The 4,015-nt window shown below is 67.6% G+C and carries 5 protein-coding genes; 1 reads left to right on the top strand and 4 read right to left on the bottom strand.

The genetic code is table 11. From position 1 onward, the window contains the following. Positions 1-127 precede the first annotated feature (127 nt). The gene (locus ACWDA7_RS51095; RefSeq protein ID WP_450614844.1) at positions 128-694 is read left to right on the top strand and encodes a PP2C family protein-serine/threonine phosphatase; all 567 of its coding nucleotides are present in this window, start codon (positions 128-130) and stop codon (positions 692-694) included. Between the two features lie 281 nt (positions 695-975). Here ACWDA7_RS51095 and ACWDA7_RS51090 read toward each other — a convergent pair whose 3' ends face one another. Genes ACWDA7_RS51090 through ACWDA7_RS51075 form a run of 4 tightly spaced genes read right to left on the bottom strand, consistent with a single transcriptional unit; the run spans position 976 to position 3,124 of the window. After that, the gene (locus ACWDA7_RS51090) at positions 976-1,266 is read right to left on the bottom strand and encodes a hypothetical protein (protein ID WP_450614842.1); all 291 of its coding nucleotides are present in this window, start codon (positions 1,264-1,266) and stop codon (positions 976-978) included. A 45-nt stretch (positions 1,267-1,311) separates the two neighbouring features. Further along, entirely contained in the window at positions 1,312-1,626 is a 315-nt protein-coding gene (locus ACWDA7_RS51085; protein WP_450614840.1) for a hypothetical protein, read from the bottom strand. A gap of 55 nt (positions 1,627-1,681) precedes the next feature. Continuing rightward, positions 1,682-2,461 (bottom strand): D-Ala-D-Ala carboxypeptidase family metallohydrolase, encoded by a 780-nt coding sequence (locus ACWDA7_RS51080; protein WP_450614838.1) that lies wholly within the window; start codon positions 2,459-2,461, stop codon positions 1,682-1,684. A gap of 6 nt (positions 2,462-2,467) precedes the next feature. Continuing rightward, positions 2,468-3,124 carry a GH25 family lysozyme gene (locus tag ACWDA7_RS51075; RefSeq protein WP_450614836.1) on the bottom strand — a complete coding sequence of 219 codons (657 nt, stop codon included), beginning with the start codon at positions 3,122-3,124 and terminating at the stop codon, positions 2,468-2,470. Positions 3,125-4,015: the final 891 nt, after the last annotated feature.

Below are 4,015 nucleotides of genomic sequence, written 5' to 3'. Positions count from 1 at the left end.
TACATTCCACCGCCCCCGACAGGATCGTCCAACCCGGTCAGCGCTTTGACGCCGAGATCCCCTCCACGCGCCCACACACATGCCGGGAGAGCCCGATTTCTACGAGGCTGTGCCGACCCGGTACGGCGTGCGGGTGATCATGGGGGATGTCCGTGGCAAGGGGCTGCCCGCAGTGCGCTCGGCCGCAGCGGTGCTGGGGGCGTTCCGGGAGGCCGCGCACCATGAGGGTGAGCTGGAAGAGGTGATGAACCACTGCGCGGCGGCGCTCAACCGGGAGTCTGCGATGCATTGTGTGTGCGATGAGAACGGTGACGAGGAACGGCTCGGTGAGGGGAGGGAGGAGGACGAGGCGGAGGAGTTCGCCACCGCGCTCGTGGTCCAGGTCGGCGACGAATTCGTTGTCCAAGTGGTCAATCGCGGCCATCCGCCGCCGCTACTGCTGCGCGGGGGCAAGATGCAGCACCTGACGCCCACCTCGCCCCTGCCGCCGTTGGGCATGGAAGACCTGATGACTGAACCTCCGGTCAAGGCGGAGAGCTATTCCTTCGGACCCGGCGACCGTCTGCTGCTGCACACCGACGGCGTGATCGAAGCCCGCAACCCTGACAACGATTTCTTCCCCTGCCCGAGGCCGTGGAGGCGGCGGCCGCCTGCACCCCGCCGGAACTCCTCCAGCACCTGCACCTGGGACTGATCCGCCACACCGAGGGCTCTCTGGCGGACGATGTGGCGATGCTCGTCGCGGATCGGCTGGACGAAGAAGCAAGCGAACCGGTGGTCGGTCGAGCGGTCGGTGCCCCTACCGGTCAAAGACGGCTGCCAGACGTTTCCGGCCGCTGCGGGAGTGGGGGGGCGAGGCCGGTGAGTGCGGCCGCCGCCACCAGTGGGGCAAGGCGGCGCAGGGCGAAGGGACGGCGGAGCATACGTACTCCTTGGGGGTCGTGGACCTTCGGCCGGGCGGTGCGCCCGGCGTCGTCAGCAGAACCAGCCGTCCTGAACCCAGCCATGGCGGTTGATGTCGCCGTAGGCGAAGCCGTATGCCCAGCCGCTCTGCTTGCTCTCCACGAGGAAGGTCTGGCCCTTGTAGAGGGTGCCCATCCAGGCGCCGCCCGGGTCGGTGCGGACGTACAGGTCGTTGGCGCACACGGTCTCGCGGACGCCGACAGTGCCGGGGGAGTTGGCGAGGGCCGGCCCGGCGCCGAGCAGGAGTACGGCGCTGACCGCGGCGGCGACGGCGGCCGCACGGCCGGAACGGAATACGGACATCGGGATCCTTTCAGTGCTGGTGTGTGAGGGAAGCGGGCGGTCGGATCACCAGGAGTTGTAGCCGCCGATGCACTCGATGCGCATGTAACCCCAGTCGTTGGGGCCGTAGTCGAAGGTGGCCGCCCATCCGTTGTAGACCGGGTGCACGCCCTGGGTGTGGCCGACCTTGTTGCCGTAGGTGAGGGTGCGCAGAAAACCGGTGGGGCCGGAGGCGCTGTTGTAGTTGGCGTAGAAGCTGGCCGTCTGGCACACGATGACCGCGTGCTGCGGCGGGACGTCGGCCCTGGCCGCGGACTGCTGCAGGGCGGCCACCGCGACGGCGGCGGCCGCCATTGTGAGGGCCTTGTCGAGGGACTTCATGGGGCATCAACTCCACTGAGAACAGGTGCTGATTGACGCGTTCGAACGTGAGCGGTCACACGGTGCCGCTCTCCCACCACCAGGAGCCGGAGCCGTAGGAGGGATACTGGACGCGGCTGTCCACGTGCTGCCAGGAATGGGTGTAGGCCTCGAGGCCGGAGAACCCGCAGGTCTCGGCGATCCTGTAGACCTGAAGGGTCGTGTGGCCGGCGACCACGATGTCCGCGGCGTCGCCGTATACGTGCATGCTGTTGGACGCGCCGCCCACCGAGGCGTTGTAGGAGACGCTGCGGAAGCCCGAGTTGATCGTGATCGCGCTATTGCCCGCCTTCTTGCGCACGGCCTCGAGCTTGTACATCAACCGGCGGATGTTCTCCTTGACCTCGGTGGAGCCCACCTTGCCGCCACCGAAACCGGAACCGTCGTGCGAGTAGAACTCGCTCCACTCGAAGTGCGCGGTGGAACCGTCACTGCTCTCCAGGCTGTTGAGCATGCCTTGGGTCTGCGGGCCGACGACGCCGTCCGCCGTGAGGCCGTACGCGGACTGGAACCGCCTGACGGCACTGTCCGTGGCCGGGCCGAAGGCGCCGTCCCAGGCGATGTAGGTCTGCTGGGCGCTGGATGCGGCCCAGCCGCCGACACGGATCTGCAGTTCCTTCACATCGGCGCCGTTGGCGCCCTGTTGGAGGGTCCGGGTCCATGGGTAGGCCGAGGCGCGGGACGCCGATCCGAGGTTGATGGCCGCCGCCGTACCGACCGCGGCCGCCAGGCCCAGGGCACCGCGGAGCATGCTGCGCCGGTCCATGCCGCGTCGGGGGTTTGCTGCAGGGTTCATGAGCGTTCACTCCTCGATGGGATAGCGCCCGGTCTTGGCGTGGACCTCGTTGCTGAAGGCCCGGATCCAGGAGACCAGCGCGCTCTGGCTCAGCCCGTAGCACGAAGACCCGTACGGGTTGTACTCGATGTCCAGCGCCGGGGGCAGGGTCTTGCCGTCGGCGGACCAGGTTCCGCCGTGGCTGGTGAACCAGTCGGCCTGCGCCACGCCGCTGGAGTTGTTGGGCAACGCGAAGTGATAGGCGCCGTGCACCAGTCCGGCGTTGTATGAGCCGTTGTACTGCTGGGAGAAGGAGGGGCTGGTGTAGGTGGTTCCCTCGGTGGCCTTGACGTAGGCGAACGCTCCGCCGTTGTTCTTGACGGCCTCCCAGTCCACCGTTCCCTGGTAGGAGCTCACGTCGAGACCGGCGGGCCCGGTGTTCAGGGATGCGGCGAGGGCCGTGGCGTGCGGAACACCTCTGCCGAGCCGCTGCAGCCCGGATCCGGCGTAGTCCTGTTCCGGATGCGTCATGGCCGTGGGGACCGGGCCCGGGACGGTCTTCGCGGAGGCGACGCCGGGCAGGGAGACCAGCAGGCACAAGGAGGCGGCGAGCGGTCCCACGACTGCGTGACGCAGACGCAGGCGTGCACAGGGTCTGAGCCGGGACGTGGTGGCGGCGGGCATGTGTGCCTCCAGAGTTCAGGTCCGACGATCGGTGTGGCAGGTGCCGTGGCGCGCTCTGCGACGGGGGGCCGCGGCGGGGTCGGCGGCCTTGTTGCAGTGGTGCGTGAGTGCTCGATCGCCGCAAGGTGCTGCGGTACTGCGCAATTGGGCGGTACGAGAGGGCCTGAGGCTGAAGCGGTGCCGGGTGGTAGCGAGGGGACGCGTGCACCTCTCCGTGGTCAGGGTCTCGAATGGGAGCGGTTGATTGTGCTCATGACAGCTCATGGACGGGCTACGCGGGTAGAGCTCGGCAGTGAATTTCTTGTTAAGGCCTCTGTGGCGCTAACAGGCGTGGAAGCGAGGGGGACTTGTTCCCTCGTCACCGGGCCGCTCATACGGGTGCCGTAGCCACCGGCGGCGGGGAACTCGGCTGATCCGGCGCCAACTTTGGCCACTGACCAGCAGAAGCGATTACCCCAGCACCATCAACACTCACACGGGCCGCACGTCTCGCGCGTGTCGTGTATTGGCACTGGCTACGTCGATGCCAGGCAGCGGAGCGTCATGCTGCACTGGGACAGATTGCGACGAGGTGCCCGTATGGTGGAGGCGCTGCAGCGGGGTGAGCGGGTGGATCAGCCCCATGTCCGGTGGCAAACCCCGGGGTGACGCCCATGTGAGTCCCCGTTTTGGACATCGTTGCCAAAGTGGATGATCTTGGCGACGCCGAGTTGGCTGGCTTGCACCATGGCGCCGCTGACGCGGGCGAGTTACCTTGATTCACGCTCGGGGCACCAGAGCGATTCTGGTCTGATGTTCCTCTGGCCGGAAAATCACAGCAGCCGAGGGCATGCCGGTGCCTGCTCGGGGCTTGGGTGAAAGTGACTGGGCTTGAGCTGCAGCGGCTGGTCA

Source organism: Streptomyces sp. NPDC001156, from assembly GCF_053598275.1.
The sequence above is the reverse complement of the archived record's forward strand: the minus strand, read 5'-3'. Positions and strand labels throughout refer to the sequence as shown.

Excerpts from the sequence above, each read along its gene's own strand:
- ACWDA7_RS51090 (WP_450614842.1), bottom strand. The coding sequence starts at position 1,266 with ATGTCCGTATTCCGTTCCGGCCGTGCGGCCGCCGTCGCCGCCGCGGTC.
- ACWDA7_RS51085 (WP_450614840.1), bottom strand. The coding sequence starts at position 1,626 with ATGAAGTCCCTCGACAAGGCCCTCACAATGGCGGCCGCCGCCGTCGCG.
- ACWDA7_RS51080 (WP_450614838.1), bottom strand. The coding sequence starts at position 2,461 with ATGAACCCTGCAGCAAACCCCCGACGCGGCATGGACCGGCGCAGCATG.
- ACWDA7_RS51075 (WP_450614836.1), bottom strand. The coding sequence starts at position 3,124 with ATGCCCGCCGCCACCACGTCCCGGCTCAGACCCTGTGCACGCCTGCGT.